At 58.6% G+C, this 23669-nt stretch carries 23 protein-coding genes; 15 read left to right on the forward strand and 8 right to left on the reverse strand.

The window, feature by feature from the left end:
* Positions 1-47 precede the first annotated feature (47 nt).
* The 3 genes from EQV93_RS11180 (at position 48) to EQV93_RS11190 (ending at position 2385) form a co-directional block, all read left to right on the forward strand.
* A complete protein-coding gene (locus EQV93_RS11180; RefSeq protein WP_240891574.1) occupies positions 48-1013 on the forward strand; it encodes a 2-oxoglutarate and iron-dependent oxygenase domain-containing protein in 966 nt (321 codons plus the stop codon).
* Between the two features lie 127 nt (positions 1014-1140).
* Complete coding sequence (locus EQV93_RS11185) at positions 1141-2094, forward strand: adenosine deaminase (protein ID WP_122782788.1); 954 nt, start codon at positions 1141-1143, stop codon at positions 2092-2094.
* A gap of 120 nt (positions 2095-2214) precedes the next feature.
* Complete coding sequence (locus tag EQV93_RS11190; protein WP_167654251.1) at positions 2215-2385, forward strand: hypothetical protein; 171 nt, start codon at positions 2215-2217, stop codon at positions 2383-2385.
* On the opposite strand, the gene EQV93_RS11195 is transcribed toward EQV93_RS11190, so the two are convergent.
* Both EQV93_RS11195 and EQV93_RS11200 read right to left on the reverse strand, forming a co-directional pair.
* The gene (locus tag EQV93_RS11195) at positions 2382-3578 is read right to left on the reverse strand and encodes a multidrug effflux MFS transporter (RefSeq protein WP_122782787.1); all 1197 of its coding nucleotides are present in this window, start codon (positions 3576-3578) and stop codon (positions 2382-2384) included. The genes EQV93_RS11190 and EQV93_RS11195 overlap by 4 nt on opposite strands.
* A 1255-nt stretch (positions 3579-4833) precedes the next feature.
* The gene (locus EQV93_RS11200) at positions 4834-5034 is read right to left on the reverse strand and encodes a heavy-metal-associated domain-containing protein (RefSeq protein WP_122784950.1); all 201 of its coding nucleotides are present in this window, start codon (positions 5032-5034) and stop codon (positions 4834-4836) included.
* A gap of 145 nt (positions 5035-5179) precedes the next feature.
* On the opposite strand from EQV93_RS11200, the gene EQV93_RS11205 reads away from it, so the two are divergent.
* The 3 genes from EQV93_RS11205 (at position 5180) to cueR (ending at position 8448) form a co-directional block, all read left to right on the forward strand.
* Positions 5180-5560, forward strand: coding sequence for a hypothetical protein (locus EQV93_RS11205; protein WP_122784951.1), 381 nt, complete (start codon positions 5180-5182; stop codon positions 5558-5560).
* Positions 5561-5657: 97 nt separating this feature from the next.
* Complete coding sequence (locus EQV93_RS11210) at positions 5658-8045, forward strand: heavy metal translocating P-type ATPase (protein WP_272492621.1); 2388 nt, start codon at positions 5658-5660, stop codon at positions 8043-8045.
* 13 nt (positions 8046-8058) lie between these two features.
* Positions 8059-8448, forward strand: coding sequence for a Cu(I)-responsive transcriptional regulator (cueR, locus tag EQV93_RS11215; protein ID WP_146384656.1), 390 nt, complete (start codon positions 8059-8061; stop codon positions 8446-8448).
* Positions 8449-8568: 120 nt separating this feature from the next.
* On the opposite strand, the gene EQV93_RS11220 is transcribed toward cueR, so the two are convergent.
* The 3 genes from EQV93_RS11220 to EQV93_RS11230 are packed head-to-tail and all read right to left on the reverse strand — an operon-like array spanning position 8569 to position 11320.
* Entirely contained in the window at positions 8569-9366 is a 798-nt protein-coding gene (locus EQV93_RS11220) for a sulfite exporter TauE/SafE family protein (protein WP_122784954.1), read from the reverse strand.
* Positions 9367-9368: 2 nt separating this feature from the next.
* On the reverse strand, positions 9369-10934 hold the full coding sequence (locus EQV93_RS11225) for a bifunctional protein tyrosine phosphatase family protein/NAD(P)/FAD-dependent oxidoreductase (protein WP_240891575.1): 1566 nt from the start codon (positions 10932-10934) through the stop codon (positions 9369-9371).
* Between the two features lie 56 nt (positions 10935-10990).
* Entirely contained in the window at positions 10991-11320 is a 330-nt protein-coding gene (locus tag EQV93_RS11230; protein ID WP_122784956.1) for an ArsR/SmtB family transcription factor, read from the reverse strand.
* 92 nt (positions 11321-11412) lie between these two features.
* Here EQV93_RS11230 and EQV93_RS11235 point away from each other — a divergent pair, with 92 nt between their 5' ends.
* Entirely contained in the window at positions 11413-12276 is an 864-nt protein-coding gene (locus EQV93_RS11235; RefSeq protein WP_240891576.1) for an MBL fold metallo-hydrolase, read from the forward strand.
* 59 nt (positions 12277-12335) lie between these two features.
* Here EQV93_RS11235 and EQV93_RS11240 read toward each other — a convergent pair whose 3' ends face one another.
* Together EQV93_RS11240 and EQV93_RS11245 are read right to left on the reverse strand one after the other, a co-directional pair.
* Positions 12336-13229: a PA4780 family RIO1-like protein kinase gene (locus tag EQV93_RS11240; protein ID WP_122784958.1), complete on the reverse strand. Its 894-nt coding sequence runs from the start codon at positions 13227-13229 to the stop codon at positions 12336-12338.
* 173 nt (positions 13230-13402) lie between these two features.
* Entirely contained in the window at positions 13403-14194 is a 792-nt protein-coding gene (locus tag EQV93_RS11245) for an AraC family transcriptional regulator (protein ID WP_240891577.1), read from the reverse strand.
* A gap of 81 nt (positions 14195-14275) precedes the next feature.
* Between EQV93_RS11245 and EQV93_RS11250 the strand changes: the two genes are divergently transcribed.
* Complete coding sequence (locus tag EQV93_RS11250) at positions 14276-15301, forward strand: bile acid:sodium symporter family protein (RefSeq protein WP_146427018.1); 1026 nt, start codon at positions 14276-14278, stop codon at positions 15299-15301.
* A gap of 4 nt (positions 15302-15305) precedes the next feature.
* On the opposite strand, the gene EQV93_RS11255 is transcribed toward EQV93_RS11250, so the two are convergent.
* Positions 15306-16580 carry an acetyl-CoA C-acetyltransferase gene (locus EQV93_RS11255; RefSeq protein ID WP_122784961.1) on the reverse strand — a complete coding sequence of 425 codons (1275 nt, stop codon included), beginning with the start codon at positions 16578-16580 and terminating at the stop codon, positions 15306-15308.
* Between the two features lie 122 nt (positions 16581-16702).
* On the opposite strand from EQV93_RS11255, the gene EQV93_RS11260 reads away from it, so the two are divergent.
* The 7 genes from EQV93_RS11260 to EQV93_RS11290 all read left to right on the forward strand — a co-directional run bounded on the left by EQV93_RS11260 (position 16703) and on the right by EQV93_RS11290 (position 23642).
* Positions 16703-18055: a 3-oxoacyl-ACP reductase gene (locus EQV93_RS11260; RefSeq protein WP_240891578.1), complete on the forward strand. Its 1353-nt coding sequence runs from the start codon at positions 16703-16705 to the stop codon at positions 18053-18055.
* Between the two features lie 3 nt (positions 18056-18058).
* On the forward strand, positions 18059-18937 hold the full coding sequence (locus EQV93_RS11265; RefSeq protein ID WP_240891579.1) for a MaoC family dehydratase: 879 nt from the start codon (positions 18059-18061) through the stop codon (positions 18935-18937).
* 193 nt (positions 18938-19130) lie between these two features.
* Complete coding sequence (locus tag EQV93_RS11270) at positions 19131-19436, forward strand: nucleotide pyrophosphohydrolase (RefSeq protein ID WP_122784964.1); 306 nt, start codon at positions 19131-19133, stop codon at positions 19434-19436.
* Complete coding sequence (locus EQV93_RS11275) at positions 19433-20182, forward strand: methyltransferase domain-containing protein (RefSeq protein WP_240891580.1); 750 nt, start codon at positions 19433-19435, stop codon at positions 20180-20182. Before EQV93_RS11270 ends, EQV93_RS11275 begins: the two co-directional genes overlap by 4 nt.
* A 24-nt stretch (positions 20183-20206) precedes the next feature.
* Positions 20207-20824 carry a DUF4136 domain-containing protein gene (locus EQV93_RS11280; RefSeq protein WP_122784966.1) on the forward strand — a complete coding sequence of 206 codons (618 nt, stop codon included), beginning with the start codon at positions 20207-20209 and terminating at the stop codon, positions 20822-20824.
* A 27-nt stretch (positions 20825-20851) separates the two neighbouring features.
* Positions 20852-21451, forward strand: a complete 600-nt coding sequence (locus tag EQV93_RS11285) for a DUF4136 domain-containing protein (protein ID WP_122784967.1) — start codon at positions 20852-20854, stop codon at positions 21449-21451.
* A 220-nt stretch (positions 21452-21671) separates the two neighbouring features.
* Positions 21672-23642 (forward strand): pilus assembly protein TadG-related protein, encoded by a 1971-nt coding sequence (locus EQV93_RS11290; protein ID WP_272492622.1) that lies wholly within the window; start codon positions 21672-21674, stop codon positions 23640-23642.
* Positions 23643-23669 lie beyond the last annotated feature (27 nt).

Consider the following 23669-nt stretch of genomic DNA (forward strand, 5'->3'; position numbering starts at 1 on the left):
TGCGGGCCCAGACTGATCTGCGTGCCCGCACTTACCGGAGCGCCCCCATGAACCGGCTTCCCGTTATCGACATCAGCCCGCTGTATCAGGATGGAGCCGCGGGTTGGCACACCGTGGCCCAACACATTGACCAAGCCTGCCGTGAATGGGGCTTTTTCTATATCAAGGGCCACCCGATCAGCCCCGAGCGGATTGAGCAACTGCTCAACATCGCTAAAACCTTCTTCGCCCTGCCGGACGAGGAAAAACTGCGCATCGATATTACGCAGACACGCCATCACCGCGGTTATGGTGCTGTCGCTACCGAACAGCTCGACCCCGCCCGTCCCAGCGACCTGAAAGAAACCTTCGACATGGGCCTGCACTTGCCCGAAGACCACCCGCACGTCATGGCCGAAAAACCCTTGCGCGGGCCCAACCGCCATCCCGACCTGCCCGGCTGGCAAGACCTGATGGAAACCCACTACACGGACATGCAAGCGCTGGCGCAAACCCTGCTGCGAGCCATGACGCTGGCGCTGGGCATAGACCGTGATTTCTTTGATCAGCGCTTTGAGGAACCGGTCAGCGTGCTGCGGATCATCCATTATCCGCCCCGCGAAACGGCCAGTAGCCACGAGCAGCAAGGTGCGGGCGCACACACGGACTACGGCTGCGTGACCCTGTTGTATCAAGATGCCGCAGGCGGCTTGCAAGTACGCAATGTTCAGGGCGAATGGATCGACGCACCGCCCATTGACGGCACATTCGTGGTCAATCTCGGCGACATGATGGCGCGCTGGAGCAATGACCGGTATGTCTCGACACCGCACCGGGTCATCAGCCCGCAGGGAGTCAACCGCTACTCCATGCCGTTCTTTGCCGAACCGCACCCCGACACTGCGATTGAATGCCTGCCCGGCTGTCAGGACGCACAACACCCGGTCAAATACCCGCCCACTACCTGTGCCGAATTTCTGCTCTCGCGCTTCGCCGACACTTATGCGTACCGGCGTGAACAGCAAATACCCTGATCCAGTTGGTCAGGTTTTATGTAACTCGCGGTTACGCGGCTGTAGAATGGCGGGTTTTAAGCGCGCACCGCTGTCGCTTGCGAGCACTGCGAACGCCCTGTTTGCACCTGATGAGATATGAACCGATATGTATGACTGGCTGAACGCCCTGCCAAAAGCAGAACTGCACATGCACCTGGAAGGTTCTCTGGAACCCGAGTTGCTGTTCGCGCTGGCTGAGCGCAATAAAATCGCTTTGCCCTGGAACGACGTTGAAACCTTGCGCAAAGCGTATGCCTTCAACAACCTGCAAGAATTTCTCGACCTGTACTACAAAGGTGCGGACGTACTGCGCACCTCGCAAGACTTCTATGACCTGACCTGGGCGTACCTGCTGCGCTGCAAGGCACAGAACGTTATCCACACCGAACCTTTCTTCGATCCGCAAACCCACACTGACCGTGGCGTTCCGTTCGAAGTGGTGCTCAACGGCATCGCCAGCGCACTCAAGGATGGCGAGCAGCAACTGGGCATTACCAGTGGCCTGATCCTCAGCTTCCTGCGCCACTTGAGCGAAGAACAGGCAGAAAAAACCCTCGACCAGGCACTGCCATTTCGCGATGCGTTTGTTGCCGTGGGTCTCGACAGCTCCGAAATGGGCCACCCGCCGAGCAAGTTCCAGCGCGTGTTTGACCGCGCCCGCCACGAAGGCTTCCTGACCGTGGCCCACGCTGGCGAAGAAGGCCCGCCGGAGTACATCTGGGAAGCGCTGGACCTGCTGAAAATCCAGCGTATTGACCATGGCGTACGCGCCATCGAAGACGAGCGGTTGATGCAGCGCATCATCGACGAACAAATTCCGCTGACCGTGTGCCCGCTGTCCAACACCAAACTGTGCGTGTTCGACCATATGTCCCAGCACAACATCCTTGAGATGCTGGAACGCGGCGTGAAAGTGACCGTCAACTCGGATGATCCGGCTTACTTTGGCGGCTACATGACCGAGAACTTCCACGCGCTGCACACCGATCTGGGCATGACCAAAGAGCAAGCTACGCGCCTGGCGCAAAACGGTCTGGATGCACGACTGATCAAACCCTAAGGGCTGAACGGGATAGAAGCGGCCATTTTTTGACCGTCAGTCAGAGAGTTGATCCCTGGCATTTCCCAGCGAAAAATCAGGCTTACACTGGCCTCCTTTGCAAACTCAAGGAGGCCAGAAATGAAAATCCTGATGAAAGCGTTAGCAAAATCCCGCGATGCCCGATGGCTGGTTCAACTCGACCAGCAGGCCGTCACCTTTCGCAGTGAGGCCGAAGCCCGGGCCTTTGTCGATAAGCTGCAAGCACGCTTGCAAGCCCCGCACTACCTGCCCGAGCGTCTGGTCAGTTAGCTCAACTCTTGAGCGGCGATCCGCGCGGTATAGACGCGCCGGGTCGCCATGGCGAGCACCACAGCCAACACCCCGCACAAGGTGATGACCATTGCCATCGGCATGGCCGTGCCATTGTGTAGCACGCCAACCAGCGACGCGGCCCCAGCCGCCACACTGAACTGCAAGCAACCCAGCATGGCTGAGGCACTGCCGGCGCGTGCGCCCTGCCCGCTCATGGCGCAGGCGGAGGCATTGGGAATGATGCAGCCCAGACTGGCGATGCAGACAAACAACGGGATGAGCAACGGCCACAGTTGTTGGGTGTGCAAGGCACTGACACCCAGCAACACAACCCCCGCAGCCAGATAGATCCAGATCGTACGCGCCAGCAAGAAAGCGGGCCCACGGTTGGCCAACAAGCGAGCATTAATCTGCGCCACCAAAATAAAACCGGCCGCGTTGCTGCCGAACAGCCAGCCGTAATGCTCGGCGGGCACGTCGTAGAGTTTGATAAAGACAAAGGGTGAGCCGGCGATGTAGGCAAACATACCGGCCATTGCGATCCCCCCGGTCAGGGCATGGCCGAGAAACTCGCGATCCTTGAGCAGCCGGCCGTATTGGCGAAGCGCTCCCGACAGCGGCTGACGCGGCACATTATCAGGCAGGCTTTCTGGCAACCCGAGCGCAACGGCCAGCGCCGCCAACGCACTGAAGGCCGTCAAGACGATAAAAATCGACTGCCAACCATACAGATTGACCAACAGGCCACCCAGCATTGGCGCCAGAATCGGGGCCAACCCCATCACCAGCATCAACTGCGAAAACACCTTGGCCGCACCTACGGAGTCGCACTTGTCGCTGACAATCGCCCGCGACAGCACCATCCCTGCGCAGCCGCCCAGTGCCTGAACAAAGCGCGCACCGATCAGCCACTCCAGCGACGGTGCCAGTGCACAGGCCAGAGAAGCCACCGTAAACAGGCCTACACCGACCAATAACGGGATCCGCCGACCGAAGCGGTCAGCGATGGGGCCGTAGATCAGCTGGCCGATGGACAGCCCCAAAAAATACACGGCAAGGGTCAGTTGAATCTGTGTTTCGTCGGTCGCAAAAGCGGTCGCCATTGCCGGAAAGCCCGGCAAATAGAAGTCGATGGCCAACGGACCAAAGGCACTCAAGGCACCCAGGATCAAAATGGTTTTAAGGTTCATCAGGTATCCAGATCGAGCTGCGGTTAGCGCAGCTCGACAGTCTAGCTGTGGATACAGAACTTGAACATAACGATAGCGAGCTAGCTAACAAGCCGTTAAAGCAGCACACAATCCGTAGCTGCTGACAAAGGCTGCGATTGGGCGCGCAGCGGTCACAAAATCAGGCCACTCGGAAGGTCAGGATTTACGACGGCTTCGCCGCCGGACGCAGCCTGCGGCAGCGGCTACAAAGTTCTGCACCGAGTCGCTGGCGTAACCTGTAGCCGCTGACGAAGGCTGCGATCGAGCGCGCAGCGGTCGCAAAATCAGGACACTCGGAAGGTCAGGATTTACGACGGCTTCGCCGCCGAACGCAGCCTGCGGCAGCGGCTACAACGTTCTGCGCCAAGTCGCGCGGCGTAATCTGTAGCCGCTGACGAAGGCTGCGATCGAGCGCGCAGCGGTCGCAAAATCAGGCCACTCGGAAGGTCAGGATTTACGACGGCTTCGCCGCCGGACGCAGCCTGCGGCAGCTGCTACAACGTTCTGCGCCAAGTCGCTGGCGTAACCTGTAGCCGTTGACGAAGGCTGCGATCGAGCGCGCAGCGGTCGCAAAATCAGACCACTCGGAAGGTCAGGATTTACGACGGCTTCGCCGACGGACGCAGCCTGCGGCAGCGGCTACAACGTTCTGCGCCAAGTCGCTGGCGTAACCTGTAGCCGCTGACGAAGGCTGCGATCGAGCGCGCAGCGGTCGCAAAACCAGGCCACTCGGAAGGTCGGGATTTACGACGGCTCTGCCGCCGGACGCAGCCTGCGGCAGCTGCTACGAAGTTCTGCAGCGAGTCGCTGGCGTAATCTGTAGCCGCTGACGAAGGCTGCGATTGGGCGCGCAGCGGTCACAAAATCAGGCCACTCGGAAGGTCAGGATTTACGACGGCTTCGCCGCCGGACGCAGCCTGCGGCAGCTGCTACGAAGTTCTGCACCGAGTCGCTGGCGTAATCTGTAGCCGCTGACGAAGGCTGCGATCGAGCGCGCAGCGGTCGCAATATCAGACCACTCGCAATGTCAGGATTTACGACGGCTCTGCCGCCGGACGCAGCCTGCGGCAGCGGCTACAACGTTCTGCGCCAAGTCGCTGGCGTAATCTGTAGCCGCTGACGAAGGCTGCGATCGAGCGCGCAGCGGTCGCTAACTCAGGCCACTCGGAAGGTCAGGATTTACGACGGCTTCGCCGCCGAACGCAGCCTGCGGCAGCGGCTACGAATTTCAGACTTAATGTGCAGTGCGCGCATCGTATTGGGCGGTTGTCAGTGCATCAACAAACTCTGTCGAAGGGTGGGTGCTTTCAACCGTGACCTTCTTGGTGGCCAGATCCACCTCGACCTGAGCATTGGGATCAACCGTCAACACCGCCTTCTTGACGCCATTCACACAGCCACCGCAGGTCATATTCTTGACTTCGTATACGTACATAAGCCTTGCTCCTTGTTTGAGATAGCGACAGCTTTGACCTTACCATCGTGGCAAGGTCAAGCCCCCTTCTACGATTACGTACTGGCAATCTATACCCTGCTCGGCCAAGCTGAACGCCTTGCTATCGAGAACAGGATACCTAGTCATGCGCTGGTCAACGTTGAGCCTAGTCAGCCTTTTGGGTCTTGCCAGTTTGCCACTGTGGGCAAATGCGGCTCAGGACTATGGGGTGCTGATTATTTCCCGCGAGCGCCTTGAGGTGCCCACCAATTGCGAAATTGGCATCTATATAGATGACCAGTTGGCCGGACGTTTGTTTCAGGAACAATCGCTCTCCTTCAATCTGCCGGCCGGTAATGTCGGTATTCGTCTCAAGCTACTGCCGGGCCAGGCGCCCGGGTGCTTGCCAGGCATGCTGGTGCCTCCCGCGCAGCAATTCACCTTGAAAGCCGGTGACGTCGTTAAATACCGCATGGCCCTGGGCAAAGATGGCGTTTACCTCAAACCTGCCGCCTTGGGCTATTGAAACCCGCACAAGTGACTACAGTAATGGTCAACAAGAAGCCTTGACCTTGCCATCGGGTCAAGGTTGATTCTATGGAGAGATAACTTCTTGAGGAGGACTGCTTGTGTCCACTACTTTCGATCTGCCGATTGCCGGCATGACCTGTGCCAGTTGCGCAGGGCGTGTCGAAAAAGCGCTGGCCAAAGTGCCGGGTGTCAGCTCGGTCAGTGTCAATCTGGCCACTGAACAGGCACGTGTAGAAGCCCCGTCCGAAAGCTTGCCGGCATTGATTGAGGCCGTTCAGCAAGCCGGCTACAGCGTTCCGTCCAGCAGTCTGGAACTGGACATCAGCGGCATGACGTGCGCCTCGTGCGCGGGGCGCGTCGAAAAAGCGCTGGCCAAGGTTCCCGGGGTCAAATCGGTCAGCGTCAACCTTGCCAGCGAGCGGGCTCACGTCGAACTGCTCAGCCACGTAGACCCGACACTTCTGATCAACGCGGTCAGCCAGGCGGGCTATAGCGCCAGCCTGCACGAAAACCAGCAGGCCACCCAGGACGACCAACAACACCGTCTACACCGTGAGCGCTGGGCCTTGATCCTGGCGATCGTTTTGGCGCTGCCGCTCGTACTGCCTATGCTGCTGGCGCCGTTTGGCGTGCACTGGATGCTGCCCGCCTGGGCTCAATTCATACTTGCCACACCCGTGCAATTTATTCTCGGCGCGCGCTTTTATGTGGCGGCCTGGAAGGCCGTTAAAGCCGGTGCAGGCAATATGGACCTCTTGGTCGCCCTTGGTACCAGCGCCGGTTATGGCTTGAGCCTGTATGAGTGGGCCATTGCCAAACCCGGCGAGATGCCGCACTTGTATTTTGAAGCGTCGGCCGTGGTGATAGCACTGGTGCTGCTGGGCAAATACCTCGAAAGCCGTGCCAAGCGACAGACCGCCAGCGCCATCCGCGCCCTTGAAGCGTTGCGGCCTGAGCGCGCCTTGCGAGTGGTCGACGGTCAGGAACAGGATGTTGCCATCAGCGAACTGCGCATCAATGATCTAGTGCTGGTCAAACCCGGCGAGCGTTTCCCGGTGGACGGAGAAGTGGTCGAAGGTCAAAGCCACGCCGATGAAGCCTTGATCAGCGGCGAGAGCTTGCCCGTGCCCAAACAACCCGGCGATAAAGTCACCGGCGGCGCCATCAACGGCGAAGGCCGATTGGTCATCAGAACCCTGGCACTGGGCACTGAAACCGTACTGGCGCGCATTATTCGTCTGGTCGAAGATGCCCAGGCAGCCAAGGCACCGATCCAGAAATTGGTGGATAAAGTCAGCCAGATTTTTGTTCCGGTGGTGCTGTTGATTGCCCTCGCCACCCTGCTCGGCTGGTGGCTGTATGGCGCGCCAATTGAAACAGCACTGATCAACGCCGTCGCCGTGCTGGTGATTGCTTGCCCCTGCGCCCTGGGGTTGGCAACACCTACCGCCATCATGGCCGGCACCGGTGTGGCCGCCCGTCACGGGATTCTGATCAAAGATGCCGAAGCCCTGGAGCGGGCCCACGAAGTCAGCGCGGTGGTGTTCGACAAAACTGGCACCTTGACCTCCGGCACACCGCAGATCGCTCATTTGCGGGCGGTTGACGGTGAGGACAGTCAGGTTTTACAAGCCGCGGGGGCTTTGCAACGCGGCAGCGAACACCCGCTGGCCAAAGCCGTTCTGGACGCCTGCACCGCACGTGATCTCGAAGTGCCCAATGTCACGCAGAGCCAATCTTTGACCGGACGCGGCATTGCCGGCACGCTGGCAGGGCGTCGTTTAGCCTTGGGCAATCGCCGCCTGCTGGAAGAGTCCGGTCTGACACCGGGCGCGATGGCCGACTCAGCCGCCGCATGGGAGGCCGAAGGTCGTACGCTGTCATGGTTGATCGAGCAAAGCCCACAGCCGCAGGTTCTGGGTCTGTTTGCCTTTGGCGACACACTGAAAGCCGGAGCCCTGGCCGCGATTCAACAACTCAATGCGCTGCATATCAGCAGCCACTTGTTGACCGGCGACAACCGTGGCAGCGCCAAGGCGGTGGCCGAGGCGCTGGGCATCACCGATGTACACGCCGAAGTGCTGCCCGCCGACAAAGCGGCCACTGTGAGCGAGCTGAAAAAAACCGGCGTTGTGGCCATGGTGGGCGATGGCATCAACGACGCACCCGCGCTGGCGGCGGCGGACATTGGCATTGCGATGGGCGGCGGTACCGACGTAGCCATGCATGCCGCCGGGATTACACTGATGCGCGGTGACCCACGATTGGTGCCCGCCGCACTGGAAATCAGCCGCAAAACCTACGCCAAGATCCGGCAAAATCTGTTCTGGGCGTTTATCTACAACGTGGTAGGCATACCCCTGGCCGCCTTCGGCTTCCTGAACCCGGTGCTGGCGGGCGCAGCGATGGCCTTTTCCAGTGTGAGCGTGGTCAGCAATGCGTTGCTGTTGAAATTCTGGAAACCCAAGGACCTTCAGTGAGGAGGCATCTTTCATGAACATCGGCCAAGCCGCTAAACACAGCGGCTTGAGCGCCAAAATGATTCGCTACTACGAATCCATTGGTTTGCTCAAACCGGCGAATCGCAGCGACAGCGGCTACCGCCTGTACAGCAGCGATGACCTGCATACGCTGGCATTCATCAAACGCTCGCGCGACCTGGGCTTCTCACTGGAGGAAGTCGGCAAACTGCTGACGCTGTGGCAGGATCGCCAACGGGCCAGTGGCGATGTCAAAGCACTGGCACGACAGCACATTGAAGAGCTGAACCAGAAAATCACCGAACTCAGCAGCTTGCGTGACACCCTGGAGGAACTGGTGCAAAGCTGCCAGGGCGATCACCGCCCTGACTGCCCGATCCTCAAGGATCTGGCGGCAGGCTGATGAACAAACCTGTAGCCGCTGCCGCAGGCTGCGTTCGGCGGCGTAGCCGTCGTCAATAAGGGTTGTTCGGCAAACCGGTTTTACGATTGCTTCGCAACCGAACGCAGCCTTCGGCAGCTGCTACGAGATCAGAGCCACCTTGACCAACATCAGCACGCTGACGATGGCACACACGACGGCAAAGCCCTGCTGCATTCGTTTGCCTGAGACTTTGGGGGCTATCAGCCGACCTACGATCATCCCGGCCAATGTCGCGCCGATGAACACCGAGGCTTCGCCCGACAGGCTCACGCCCTGATACAACAAGTGAGCCAAGGTGCCCAACGACACCAGGGCCACCACCATCAGCGAGGTGGCAACGATGCCGTGCATCGGTACATCACTGAAACGACGGAACGCAGGCACAATCAAAAAACCGCCCCCCACACCCAGCAAGCCCGTGAGCAAACCTGATACCGCACCGATACAGGCCAGCGTGGTGGAGCATTTGGTATCCCACACCAACCGGCCTGTGTCGGGGTTAATCCGGCAGTTTTTGCCGTGCGCCGCGTCAATCTCTGAACAACCGTCAGCGGCCTGGCGGAACATCCGCCCGGAAACGAACATCATGATCGCGGCAAATAAGGTCATCAGCGCCGCGGCAGGCAACAACTTGGCCAGGTAAAGCCCCACCGGAGAGGCCAGCCAGCCAGCACCCGCCATCAACCCGGCCGCCTTGTAACGCACCAGCCCTTTGCGCAACCCGTCGAGCGCACCGACTGCTGCCGCCATGCCGACGGCCAACAAGGCCACCGGAGTGGCTTCAAGCAACGTCCAGCCCAGCCCCAAGGTCAATGCCGGGATCGCCAATATGCCACCGCCTGCGCCCGTCAGTCCGAGCAGCAAGCCCACCAGCACGCCCAACAGGATAATCAACATACTCAGTCCGGTTTGCAGTCAGTGAACCACTCTCGGCCCTTGAGCATGCCCTGCCAGTAGAACCACGGCAGTAGCGTGGCTTTGAGCAGCCAGGCCGATTTGCGCGCCACGGTCGGGTCCAGTGGGAAGGTGGGGAGCAATTTCCCGCCATAACCAAACTCGGCCAGAATCACTTTGCCTTTTTCCACCGTCAGCGGGCATGAACCATACCCGTCATAACGTTTGGGCAACGGCGCATTACTGCGCAACGCCAGCAGGTTGTCAGCGACCACCACCACTTGCTTGCGAGCTGCCGCCGCTGTTTTGGCATTGGTGGTGTTACACACATCACCCAAGGCAAATATTTCGGGATAACGCGGGTGTTGCAAGGTCGCCGGATCAGTCTCGAACCAGCCCGCCTGATCAGCCAACTCACTGCGCCGAATGACATCGGGCGCTTGTTGAGGCGGCACGACATGCAACAGGTCGAAGGATTTCTCAACACGGGTCACTTGACCGGCAGCGTCTGTCACCTCAAACCAGGCCTTTTTGTTGGGGCCATCCACCTTGACCAGATTGGACTGGAAGGCCAATTGGGCGTTGTAGGCCTGAACGTATTTCATCAATGGCGGCACAAAGGTGGGAACACCGAATAACACCGCGCCTGCCAGATTGAACTCCACCGCAATCGAATCCAGTACCCCTTGCTTGCGCCAATAATCGCAGGACAGGTACATGGCTTTTTGCGGAGCGCCTGCACATTTGATCGGCATGCCCGGTTGGGTGAATAAAGCTTTGCCGCCACGCAGGTTGCGTACCAGCTCCCAGGTGTAGGGAGCCAGATCGTGGCGATAGTTGGACGTCACCCCGTTTTTACCCAACGTTTCTTCAAGGCCTTCGATGTTCTCCCAGGCCAGTTGCAAGCCGGGGCAGACGATCAATTGCTGATAGCCCAGCTCGGTGCCATCGCACAGCAACACGACCTTGCGTTGCGGGGCAAAGGCCGACAGTGACGCTTTGATCCAGACCGCAGCTTTGGGCATCACCTGCGCGGTAGGGCGCACGGTGTCTTTGACATCGTAGGCACCACCGCCAACCAGCGTCCACGCGGGCTGATAGTAATGCTCGCTATTGGGTTCGATAACGGCGATGCGCAACGAAGCGTTACGTTTAAGCAGGCTGGCCGTGACGGAGATACCCGCCGAGCCGCCACCCACGACGACCACATCGTATTGCTTGAGCTCACGCGCAGGTTGCGTGGCGGCTTCGTAAAGCTTTGATGAGCGATTACCCGTTCGGCAGTAGGCCAGAACAGGTTTAGGCAATTCGTTGAGCAGTTGGCGCAACTGACTGGCTTGTTCAGGCGTCGCGCCCGTAGTCAGCACCGGCAAGTAAACGAAGCTCAGGCCTACCGCGTGCGCTGCCTGCTCAATCGCAGTGTGGTCTGGTTGCTGTGGCCCGCCTTCATGGTCAGGTCGATTGCAGATCACAGTGCGAAAACCCTGTGCCGCCAACACGGTGAGATCCGCAGGATCAATCTGCCCTGCCACCGAAAATGACGCGTCGATTCGCTTGATGCTTTGCTCCATTGAGCGCTCCAGTCACAACAAAATAAATGGAATAAGCCGGCAGGGAACCCGCCGCGTCACTTTTTCAGGGCTTGCCCGCAATACAGCCCCGACAAGGTCTGCATCACAGAAACCACTTCAAAACTGGCGAGTGAATAAAAAATGTACTTGCCCATCCGTCGCGTATTGACCATGCCTTCATCGCGCAGCACACCAAGCTGTTGCGACAGCGTGGGCTGGCGAATGCCTGTCAGTGCTTCAAGTTCGCCTACATTGCGTTCACCTTGGGTGAGCTGGCAGAGCAACAATAGCCGGTCTTCATTGGCCAAGGCTTTGAGCAGGGTGCAGGCTTTGGAAGCAGAGTCGCGCAACAGGCCGATTTCTTCGTGGGTGAGTTGAGCAGACATGGAACGCTCCGTGACGTGATGGTCGACAGTCTACGACCCGATAATATATGTTTCAATATATTGAATACTTATTGATCTGCGCGAGGCCATTCATGCACCCCGACATTCAAGGATTTTTCGACCCTGCGACCTCGACTGTAAGCTATGTGGTCTATGCCGCAGGCCAAGAGGAATGCGCGATCATCGACCCGGTGCTCGACTACGATGCCGCTGCCGGGAGAATCAGCACTGCCAGCGCCGATAACATCGCCGCCTTTGTGCAGGCCAAAGGTTTGAAAGTGCAGTGGCTGCTGGAGACCCATGCCCATGCCGACCATTTGTCTGCCAGCGCCTACCTGAAACGCACCCTGGGCGGTCAGATCGGCATTGGCGCGGCAATCACTCAGGTTCAGGGCGTATTTCGCGATATTTACAACCTGGAACCTGAGTTCAAGCTGGACGGTTCCCAGTTCGACCGCCTGTTCGAAGCAGACGCCGAGTTCCAGATTGGGCGATTGAACGTGCGGGCGCTGCATGTACCAGGGCACACCCCGGCTGACATGGCGTATCAGGTTGAAGGCGACAACCTGTTCGTCGGTGACACGCTGTTCATGCCCGATGTGGGCACCGCGCGCTGTGACTTCCCGGGGGGCGATGCGCGGCAGTTGTACCTTTCGATCAAGCGCCTGCTGGCCTTTCCCGACTCAACGCGACTGTTTATGTGCCATGACTATCCACCCGCAGGGCGAGAGGCCTCGTGGGTAACTACCGTGCATGAACAGCGCGCCAGCAATATCCACGTTAACGACCGCATTGATCTGGCGGGCTTTGTCGACATGCGCACTGCCCGCGATGCAACCTTGGGTGTTCCGGCGCTGCTGATTCCGGCCATCCAGGTGAACATTCGCGCCGGCAACCTGCCGCCTGCCGATGAAAGCGGCTTGCACAGCCTGAAGATTCCGCTGAACCGGTTTTGAAATCCGGGCAATTGCAAGGCACAAAAAATCCGGCCGAAGCCGGATTTTTATTCATCGAATCACTGCATCCAGGGCGGAGGCGGCTCTTCGGTTTTACTCGGCGGGGCATCGTCTGCCGCCCGCACGGCCTGACGAAACGCTTCGTCCAGACGGGCCGCTTCGATCTCGCGCATCACACCGCCCACATCAGCCAGCTCGTCCGGCTCGTCAAACTCGCCGGTCAATACGCTGCCGGGGTGCAAGGTAGCCGCTTCGTAAAGCGCCCACATTTCCTTGGCGTACTTGGTGGTCTTCAACTCGGGGGCAAATCGTCCGAAATAGGACGCCATGTTGCCCACGTCACGCTCCAGCATGGTGAACGCGTGGTTATTGCCTGCAGCATCGACCGCTTGCGGCAAGTCAATAATCACCGGGCCGGTCGGCGTGAGCAGTACATTGAACTCGGACAAGTCACCGTGAACCAACCCCGTGCACAACATCAGCACGATCTGTTGAATCAGGAAGGCGTGGTACTCGCGGGCTTGATCCGGTTCCAGCACCACGTCGTTCAGACGCGGAGCGGCATCGCCGTACTCATCCGCTACCAGTTCCATCAACAGCACGCCTTCAAGGAAGTCGAACGGCTTGGGAACGCGAACACCGGCGCCCGCCAGACGGAACAGTGCAGCCACTTCGGCATTTTGCCAGGCGTCTTCGGTCTCTTTGCGGCCGAACTTCGAGCCCTTGGCCATCGCTCGGGCCTGACGGCTGTTGCGAACCTTGCGACCCTCCTGATACTCGGCGGCCTGACGGAAACTACGTTTGTTAGCCTCCTTATAAACCTTGGCGCACCGTAGCTCATTGCCACAGCGGACTACGTACACAGCTGCTTCTTTGCCACTCATGAGTGGGCGCAGCACCTCGTCGATCAGACCGTCTTCGATCAGGGCTTCTAAGCGTTTTGGAGTCTTCATCAGCTTTTATTGTGGGTCCTTTGTTACCAAACACGCGAAAGTCATTCGTTATACGGCAATCCACTCGTTACGGGGAGAGGGGAACCGCGTTAAGCGTCGCTTGTTTACACTCCCTCTGTCCAAAATATCCAGAGGCTGGCGTCCTGCGCCATGCGTTCCGGATGATAGACGAATCACTGCCTGAATAATTCGCCCGGCGTAAACCCGAACATTTTTTTAAAGGCGGCAATAAAGGCCGAGGTCGAATCGTACCCGCACGATAACGCAGCTCCGGTCACGCTGACACCCTCCTCCAGCACTCGCAGTGAGGACAGCAAGCGCATGCGCTGACGCCAACTGCGAAAGCTCAAACCGGTTTCCCGGTCGAACAAACGCATCAGGGTTTTTTCTGAAGTACCCAGCCGCTGCGCCCACTGGCTCAAACTCACTTCTGCATCCGGGCATTCGATCAGCTCGTTGCACAAGGCCAGTAACCGGGCATGACGCGGTAAAGGCAGCGAGAACCCCACCTCGGTCAAGTCGGCCAACTGGTCGAGGAGTACTTGCACCAAGCGCTCTTCAGGGCTGCCTCCCTCTGGGTATTGCACCGGTAAAGCACAGAAGCGCTTGATCAACTCACGGACCAACGGCGTGACTTCCAGCACCCGGCAATGGGTGGGCGCCCATCGGCAAACCTCGGGGCGCACATACAGGCTGCGCATTTCTGCGCGAGTCGAGGTCAACACCTCATGCTCCAGCCCGGCCGGAATCCAGATACCCCACTGCGGCGGCGCGAAGAAACTGCCTTCGTCGGTATGGACACCCAATACGCCGCTGATGGCGTACGAAAACTGCACCCAGTCATGCCGATGACGCGGCGTCCACGACCCAGCCCCCAGACTCTCAGACCGGGCATACAGCGGTCGCGGTAAAGCATCAAGCTGTGGAATCGCCCTTGGCGCGCCACGCTGTCCGTTAGTCGGCATTGGTTGGCCTTATGTCGCAAGACGTCAGTGAAGCCCGACGTTAGGCTAAGTTATCAATTCTTACAATATTAGAGTCCCCCCATGCCTGTGCTCAAACACCTCAAACGTCTGTTCACTGACTGGTTTCTGTGCGGGATGCTGCTAGCGACCTTTCTCGCGTATGTGTTTCCGAAGTTCGGCAGTAGCGGCGGCGCCATGCACGCTGAATGGGTCATCAACATCGGTGTGTTTCTGGTTTTTTTCCTGCATGGGGTCAACCTGTCCAGCGAGCAGATCAGCCACGGTCTTAAGAACATCCGCCTGCACATGATGGTGCAAGGCTTTACGTTTATTGTCTTCCCGCTGATCTGGTTGATCGCCGACAAACTGCTGGGCAGCCATATCCCGCCCTTGCTGATGCTGGGTTTCTTCTACTTGTGCGCCCTGCCTTCAACCATTTCGTCCTCGGTGGCTCTGACCGGCAGCGCAGGCGGAAACGTGCCGGCGGCGATTCTCAACGCCAGCCTGTCCAGCGTACTGGGGATATTTCTGACCCCGCTGCTGGTCAGTTTCGTCGTGGGCAGCGGTGCCGGCGGGATTGACCTGGGCTCAACCTTGCTCGACCTGTGCGCCATGCTGTTGCTGCCCTTGGTGCTGGGCCAATTGGTGCGCCCGTGGTTGGGTCGCTTCTTCGCTCGCCATAAGCGCTACACCAACATCGTCGACAAACTGGTGATTCTGCTGTTGGTGTATGCCGCGTTCTGCAACTCGATGGTCTCGGGCATGTGGCAGCAACAAGGCACCTCCGTGATTGTCAGCGCGCTGGTGGGCAGTGCGATCCTGCTCGCGATCATCTTGTGGTTGACCACCCGCACCGCTCGCGCCCTGAAATTCAGTACCCCCGATGAAATTGCCGCCGTGTTCTGCGCCAGCAAGAAATCATTGGCCGCCGGAGCGCCGATGGCCGCGCTGATCTTCGGCGCCAACCCCGGTCTGGGCCTGATTCTGCTGCCGATCATGATTTACCATCCGTTGCAGCTGATCGTCTGTTCGGTGATGGCTGAAAGCTACGCCAGTCGCAGCCGCGAAGAAGCACTGCTGGCGCAGAACGCACTGCCTGCGCAATAAAGCTTCATCGCTCAAGAATGGCGGTCACGCCCTGACCGCCCGCAGCGCAGATAGAGATCAGCCCCCGGCCTTGCCCGGCAGTGGCGAGCAACTTGGACAAATTGGTCACGATCCGCCCGCCCGTGGCCGCAAACGGATGCCCAACGGCCAGTGAACTGCCTTTGACGTTGAGTTTGCTACGGTCAATCGACCCCAGCGGCGCCTCAAGGCCAAGACGGCTTTTGCAGTAGGCTGCGTCCTCCCAGGCTTTCAAGGTGCAGAGCACCTGTGCGGCAAACGCCTCGTGTATCTCGTAGTAGTCAAAGTCTTGCAAGGTCAGGCCATTGCGCGCCAGCAATCGCGGCACCGCATACACCGGAGCCATCAGCAAACCTTCGGCGCCGTGCACGAAATCCACTGCCGCAGTTTCGCCATCGCGCAGATAAGCCAAAATGGGGAGCCCACGCTCCTTGGCCCACTCTTCACTGCCCAATAACACGACGGCGGCACCGTCTGTCAGCGGGGTTGAGTTACCCGCCGTCAACGTGCCTTTGGCACTGCGTTCAAACACGGGTTTGAGCGCGGCCAGCTTCTCCATCGTCAGATCAGCACGCAGGTTGTTATCGCGGCTCAGGCCTCTGAACGGCGTGAGCAGATCATCTTCCCAGCCAGCGTGATAGGCCCGGGTCAATGCCTGATGGCTGTGCAAAGCCAATTCATCCTGTTCAACCCGGGGGATGCTCCAGGTTTGTGCCATCAACTCACAGTGCTGGCCCATAGACAGCCCTGTGCGCGGCTCGCCCTTGCGCGGGAACTCCGGCTTTAAAAAGCCGGGGCGCAATTGCAGCAAACTCTTGAATTTATCCACAGGGGATTTAGTGCGATTGAACTGCAACAGCCATTTGCGCAGCCCGTCATTGAGGCCAATCGGCGCATCAGAGGTGGTGTCGACACCTCCGGCCACCGCACAGTCGATTTGCCCCAGGGCAATTTTATTGGCCACCAGCAACACCGCTTCAAGCCCTGTGCCGCAGGCTTGTTGAATGTCATAAGCCGGTGTTTGCGGCGACAGGCGCGAACCCAGCACACACTCGCGGGTCAGGCTGAAATCGCGCGAATCCTTGAGTACCGCCCCGGCCACCACTTCGCCCAGACGCTGCCCGTGCAGGTTGTAACGCTCAATCAACCCTTCAAGGGCGGCCGTCAGCATGTCCTGATTACTGGCGGTCGCATACGGCCCGTTGGAGCGCGCAAACGGGATTCGGTTACCGCCAATAATGGCGACACGACGCAGACTCATACGATTCACCCTATTCTCTTATGAACTTTGATCGGTACAAGCGTAGGTCTTATCGCTAAGAACGAACGACTATCGCTTGTGTGTGGTCAACCTTTTGAACCCCATCAGTCGGAGAGTGTTCCATGTCAGACCGTTATATTGACTTCGTCAACTCATCCCTCGGCCAGCGACTGGTCGGCGCGTTGGGGCTGCCGTCACCGGTGCGACTGGAACGCTGGCAAGCTGGGCGCCTGCGCCCCATCGAAGGGCCTCTGCTGATTGGCGGCGGCGCTTTGGCCGAACAGGTGAACCGCTTTGCTGCCAAGCTCACCGACACGGTATTCAGTTATGGCCCTGAGCCGTTGGTCGCCTCGCCCTGGATTCCCGGCACCGGGCCCAAAGTCAAAGCGGTGGTGTTTGACGCCAGCGAACTGCTGCATACCGACCAGCTCAAGCAGCTGCGCGAATTCTTCCAGCCCTTGATGCGCAGCCTTGAGCACAGCGCCCACGTGGTGATTCTGGGCCGCGCTCCGCAAACGTTGAGCGATCCCTTCTCCGCAAGCGCTCAGCGAGCCCTTGAAGGCTTTAGCCGCTCGCTGGCCAAAGAACTGCGCAATGGCGCCACCTTGCAATTGCTGTACGTCGACGAAGGGGCTGAAGCCCAACTGGAAGGGGCACTGCGCTTTTTCCTGTCACCTAAAAGTGCCTATATCAGTGGCCAAGTCATTCGCCTGAATGCCTGCGGGTCACAGGTCGCAGACTGGACACGGCCTTTGGCCGGACGCAAGGCGCTGGTGACCGGCGCCGCTCGCGGTATTGGTGCGTCCATTGCCGAAACACTGGCTCGAGACGGCGCCGAAGTCATCCTGCTCGATGTGCCCGCCACCAAAAGTGACCTTGATGCACTGGCCGCCCGCTTGGGCGCGAACAGCATCGCGCTGGATATTTGCGCCCCGGACGCCCCTGCCCGCCTCATCGAACAGTTGCCTGAAGGCGTCGACATTGTGGTGCATAACGCGGGCATCACCCGTGACAAAACCCTGGCCAACATGACCCCTGAGTTTTGGGATGCGGTGATTGCCGTCAACCTCAACGCGCCTCAAGTGCTGACCAAAGCCCTGCTCGACAGCGGGACCCTGCGTGATAACGGCCGGGTCATTCTGCTCGCCTCCATCAGTGGCATTGCCGGCAATCGGGGTCAGACCAACTACGCCGCCAGCAAAGCCGGACTGATCGGTTTGGCACAGGCGTGGGCCCCTGTGTTGAGCGAACGTGGCATCAGCATCAACGCTGTGGCACCCGGTTTTATCGAAACTCAAATGACCGCGCATATTCCCTTTGCCCTGCGTGAAGCGGGTCGGCGCATGAGCTCGTTAGGCCAGGGCGGTCAACCGCAAGATGTTGCCGAAGCTGTCGCCTGGCTCAGCCAGCCGGGTTCGGGCGCTGTGACCGGGCAAGCCTTGCGGGTATGCGGCCAAAGCGTATTGGGAGCATGAAGCATGAGCGTCACATGGACAGACCTCGCCAGTGCACCTCATTTACCGGCCCTGTACGCTCACGCGGCCGCAAAACGCAAGATTACCGGCAGCACACTGCCTGAACAGGGCTTGCGCAGCTGGGTACCGGTTGACGCGCCGTCGCTGCAAGCCTTTCGCGACGTCTGCGGGTTGGCGCCCAGCCCACTGTTGCCGCCTACGTATCCCCATGTATTGGCGTTCGGCCTGCAAATGCAATTGCTGACCGATAAGGACTTCCCTTTCCCGCTGTTGGGGCTGATTCACCTGAGTAACCGGATCCGAGTGTTGCGACCCATGGGCGGTGTGAGTCAACTGCACATCGGTGTGTACGTGGACAACCTGCAACCACACGCCAAAGGCGCCACCTTTGATGTCATCACTCGGGTGGATGATTGGCTCGGTCCCTTGTGGGAAGCCCGCAGTACCTTGCTGTGCAAAGGCGTCAAATTGCCCGGCGAAGTACCTGAACACCCTGTCGCTGCACCGCTGGCGTTGAACGAACTGACGCGTTGGTACGCCCCTGCAGACATTGGCCGTCGTTACGCCAAGGTTTCGGGCGACTACAACCCCATCCACCTCAGCGCAGCCAGCGCCAAACTATTTGGCCTGCCCAGCGCCATTGCCCACGGCCTTTGGCTAAAAGCCCGGGCGCTGGCGGCGCTCAACTCCCACGTGCCAAGCACCAATGTAGAGATCAGCGTGGACTTCAAAAAGCCGGTGCGCTTACCCGGCGAAGTGATCCTGCTGAGCAGTGAGGTGAGTTCCAGCGGCGACTTCCAGCTCAATGGGCACGGCGATCTGGTGCACATGGTCGGGCAGTGGCGCCCCATCGGCGAATGCCCGCTTGATCAAATCCCGTAGCAGCTGCCGCAGGCTGCGTCCGGACGCGTAAGGCTCGTACAACCTGAATACCGCGGGTGGCGCATTGACGACTGCTGCGCAGCCGAACGCAGCCTGCGGCAGCTGCTACGGAGCGGGGGGTGGGATTTGGCTTTTCACTTGCGCCAAGGTTCGTTGAGCCGCAAGCTTTGCGTCTTCTGGAGAGCACACCCCGATGAACCTCGACGAACTGACTCAGCGCATGCATCGCATCCGCGATAACAACGACTGGAAACAATTTCACAGCCCGAAAAATCTGGCCATGGCCGCCAGTGTTGAAATGGCTGAACTGGTAGAAATCTTTCAGTGGCTGACAGAAGACCAGTCACGCCAGCTCCCTGCTGACAAACTGGCCCACGCCGGCCAGGAAGTGGGCGATATCGTGTTGTATCTGGTGTTGCTGTGCGCGGAGCTTGGGCTGGACATGAATGAAGTGGTGCGCAACAAACTGGCCGATAACGAAAGGCGTTTCAGCAAATGAGTGACCGTCACTTCGATCAACTGGCGACCCGCTTCGCCGAAAAAATCTATGGCGGCGCCAAAGGGGCCATTCGCCTCGCTGTGCTACAGGCCGACCTTGAAGAGTCTTTGCCCAAGCGCCCGTTGCGCGTACTGGATATTGGCGCCGGGCTGGGCCATATGTCGCTGTGGCTGGCCCAACAAGGCCACGACGTGACATTGGCCGAGCCTGCTGCGCCGATGCTCGAAGGCGCTCGCCAACGGTTTGCCGAAGCCGGCCAGACGGCCACCTTCATTCAGGCCCCGTGGCAGGAACTGCTGGGCCAACTGACCGAACCTTATGATCTGGTGCTGTGCCACGCCGTACTGGAATGGCTGGCCGAGCCCCACACCATTTTGCCGGTATTGCACCAATTGACCGCCCAGGACGGTTGGTTGTCGCTGGCGTTTTATAACCGCGACGCGCTGATCTATCGCAACCTGCTCAAAGGCCACTTCCGCAAAATGCGCAAGAACGACATGGCTGGCGAGAAGCAAAGCCTGACGCCTCAGCAACCGCTCGACCCACGGGAACTGGCGACAGCGATGCAAGACTTGTGGAAAACAGAGACACAAAGTGGCGTACGGGTATTTCATGACTACATGCCCGTTGAGTTTCAGGCCCGTGCTGAATTGGCTGCGTTGATAGAAATGGAAATGGCCCATCGTCGTCACCCGGCCTTTGCGGGGTTGGGCCGCTATCTGCATTGGGTGTGCCGTCCGGTTTAAACCGCTCGTTTGAGGGAAAACATCATGTATCGCCGTGCTGCCTTACTCGTTTTGAGCCTTGCACTGGGCGCCTGCCAAAGCCCAAACCCCTACACACCCAGCGCAATGCCGATGCCGCCCGCCCCGGCGCAAGCGGCCAACACCCTGGACTTGAGCGCCTACCCGGCGCCGCCACGGGATTACGGCCGTTACCAAAGCTGGGCCTGGCTCAATGGCCGCTTGCCGGTGGGCACCGCGTGGGCCGACTCGGCGCAAATTGCCGAAGCGGTAAGTAATGCCCTCGATCAGCGCGGTTTACGGCCAGTGCAACCCAATCGTCCGCCCGACCTGCTGGTGAGTGCAGATTTACATACAGAAAAACGCTTGCGTCAGGTTCAGGACGACTATGGTTATGGGGCTGGTTACGGGGCTGGCTATGGCGACCGTTGGGGACGTTATGGCGGGATGTACGGCTCCGTACCTGTGATCCGCACTTATCAGGTGGACGTCATGGTGGTGCGGATCAATCTGTATGACGGTAAAACCGGGCAACCGGTGTGGAGTTCGAGTGCAGAAACCAGCAGTACCGGCAGCCTGAGCGAACGCGGTGACGCCCTGCGCGAATCACTGAACAAGGCAGTGCAGGCTTACCCTCCTCATTAAGACTGATTGTTTTAGCGGAGAACTATTATGCTTCGTCGCATTGCATTATTGGGCATGGCCCTGTTGCTCAGTGCCTGCGAATCCATGCAGGTTAACTACGATTACAACCCCGCTACGGATTTCGCGGCCTTTCATACGTGGGCCTGGCAAGATCCTCCCGTTCAGTACCAGCCCAATAACCCGATGCTCAGAAGCGAGTTGACCGAGCAGCGGATCATGCAGGCGGTAACCACCCAAATGGATCAAAAGGGCTTGCGCCCGGTAGCGCCCGGCGCCAAGCCGGATCTGCTGGTGCACACCTGGCTGATCGTCGCCAACCGTCAGGAGCAGATCGTCACCAACTATGGTTACGGCGGCCCTTGGGGCGGACCTTGGGGAGGTTATTGGGGCGGCCCGTGGGAAGGTTACTGGGGCCCACCGATGTATAACGAAACCCGCAATGTCGTCTATCAGGTGGGCACGCTTCAAATTGACCTGATGGATGCCAAAACCGGTCAACTGGTCTGGCGTGGCAGCGCAGAAAAAGTCGTCGACGATACCCCGTCGCCTGAGGAACGCAGCGCGGCCATTCATAAAGCCGTGGCTAAAATCTTCAGCGATTACCCACCAAAACCAGGTTCACGTTAAGTAGTCAGCAAACGTACTCGCGAAACTAACACCTACCAATGTATTAATACTTTCGCGAGTACGTTAGTTGCAAAGCCTCCTATAACGAACAGTTTTGATAACCCCCGCACATCGCGCTTCTAAAACTGGCAACTTGCCAGCGCAGTACACACTTCTTGGCTACACTCGCTGAAACTTTGGAGCGTTAGCGCTGGGTGTTTTCCAGCAACAGGAGTGCTTGATGTCTCCCCCCCTTCGTTCTATTCAATTCAAAGGACCTGAACAACAGCGCGGGGCCATTGGTTTAATGGCCGCCGTCACGCTGGGTCTGGTTCTTTTATTCATGCTGTTGGTGGTCGACAGCGGGCGGTTGTATCTGGAGCAGCGCAAATTGCAGCGAGTCGCGGATTTGGCGGTGCTTGAAGCCGTGAGCCGTGGTGGCAGTTGCACGGCGGGCACAGCCCCCACCTACGCCAACGAGAGCGCCACCCGCAATAGCTTCACGCCGGGCACCGTGCAGAAGATCAACACCACCTGCGGCACACTGGTGACGGGCAGCAACAACCTGCGCGCCTTCAAACTGGACAGCACCAAATCCGACGCCATACGCGTGATCGCCACCACCACCGTCCCCACCAGCGTGGCCGGCGGTTTGTGGTCGTTTTATTCCAATGGCAAGTTCTTGATCAATACTCCGCTGACGGCGAGTGCGGTGGGGGCGATTGGCGGTGCGCCCTTGGCCAGACTGACAATCAACAGTTCATTGGTGGACATCAATACGGCCAATTCACCGCTGCTTAACAGCCTGATTGGCGGGCTATTAGGCGGCAACTTGTCGTTGAGCGCAGTTTCCTGGCAAGGCTTGGCAGCGGCCAATATCAACCTGCTCAGTTATCTTGATCAACTGGCCATTAACGTCGGTGCAACGGCGGGTGATTACAACCAACTGTTAAACAGCAATATACAAGTCACTCAACTTCTGGATGCAGCAATCAAAGTACTTGAAAAGAATGGCGGCGGTGTCACCGTTGCGTCAAAAGCACTGACCGATATAAAACTGATTACCAAGAACACTCAAATCATCAAACTGGGAGATGTGCTTAATATAAAAAATGGAACACCCACTTCAGGGCTAGATACCAGCCTAAAGGCCTTCGATTTACTGGACGGCATTGTTCAAGTCGCCGGAGGTAGCAGTGGGGCAACCGCCACGATCAATACCAACATTCCTTTGATTGGTGCAGCCACCGTCTACGTAAAAATCATCCAGCCGCCACAAACATCAAGTACCGGTAACCCGGCGCTGGCGAAAGCCAATCCGACCGGGCCAAATCAAATAGCGGTCAAGACAGCACAAGTTCAAGCCCGCATCCACGTTGATCTCGCCATCCTCCAAACGTTGCAACCCCTGACGGATGCGCTCAGCAGTGTTTTATCAACCGTCTTGGAAGTGACGAAGAAAATCTTGTCACTTAACTTGATTGATGCCGTCAAATGCCTTGTGTCCTGCCAGTCAGCCACCCTGAGCATCGCGTCTTCACTGGACGTCTATGTCGAAGCCGCGAGCGCAAATGCTTACGTAACCGACTATAGCTGCGCCTCCGGCGGATCAAAATCACTGACAGCCCATGCCTCAACCTCAGTGGCCACCCTGACGATTGGCAGTGCCCCCACAACAGGAATCTTCCCCGGCGTAGACAAAGATGGAAAGTTGGTTGTTTCGCCCGTGAAGCTTATTAACATAAATATCAAAACGTGCCTCCTTGCGCTTATTTGCGACATAGATCCAGGCAAGGCCGGCAGTTTCAATGTGCTGGTCAGGTCTAGCGTCAGCCAGCCGCCGGGAGATATTTATTACTCAGCAACATCAGCCACCCCTTCAACCCTGCCCACAATAAACCTTGCCCCTTATTCAAAAAAACTCACCACGGTGGACGTGATTGGCAGTCTGAGTGCTCTTACTGGAAATGTTCAAACTTCGTATACGCCCCCAACAGGCAAAACCGTCACGGGTGATCTGCTCAGTTCCGTCTCGAATCTGCTCAACCAACTCACCGGAGCATTAACAACGGCATTGAGCAGTGTGCTATCACCGTTGCTCGATCCGCTCGTCAATACCTTGTTAAAAGCCCTAGGCATCAGTTTGGGCAACGCCGAAGTCGGCGCCAATCTCTCCTGCAATGCCGGAGGCCGCGCCCAACTGGTGCTTTGACCCGCACCACCACTCGCGTAGCAGCTG

This window comes from Pseudomonas sp. TMW22091 (assembly GCF_022496705.1).
GTDB lineage: Bacteria > Pseudomonadota > Gammaproteobacteria > Pseudomonadales > Pseudomonadaceae > Aquipseudomonas > Aquipseudomonas saxonica.